The 453-nt window shown below is 39.6% G+C and carries 1 pseudogene; it reads right to left on the bottom strand.

Annotation, left to right across the window (positions count from 1 at the left end):
* Positions 1–19 precede the first annotated feature (19 nt).
* A pseudogene (locus tag CIK04_RS35315) lies at positions 20–453 on the bottom strand (hypothetical protein); the annotation flags it as partial.

Genomic DNA, 453 nt, shown 5'->3' with positions numbered 1-453 from the left:
GTTCTTTAAAGCTATTGACTTACTTTATATAACACGTCAAACTCCTTTTTAAGATAATAAAACAACTTATAAAGATCAGATTTRTCTATATGTATACCCGGAGGTGATGTCATCTCCCATGCTCCGATCTCCTGCATTTCCAACTCAAACCTAGGGTTTAATGCAACCTGCTGGCGACTATGTTGATACCGAACACGAAAGCTACTCGGAATAATATACTCCTCGTATTCTGTCCTTTTTCTATGATTAGACATGGCTCTCGCGTGAAGTAACCCCGCACCCGCACCAGCTAATGCAAGTGGCCCCAAAAATATAACCGCAATAACACTGACAAAAGCCGCAAATTTACCTCCAGCGCGAGAGAACTTGTAAAAGTTTTCATGTACATTCTCTTCTATGGTATATCGAATGCCTACTTTAGTGAGTTCATAGCAGTATGTTTTAGGTTGAAAA

Source organism: Vibrio sp. 03_296, from assembly GCF_002265885.1.
The sequence above is the reverse complement of the archived record's forward strand: the minus strand, read 5'-3'. Positions and strand labels throughout refer to the sequence as shown.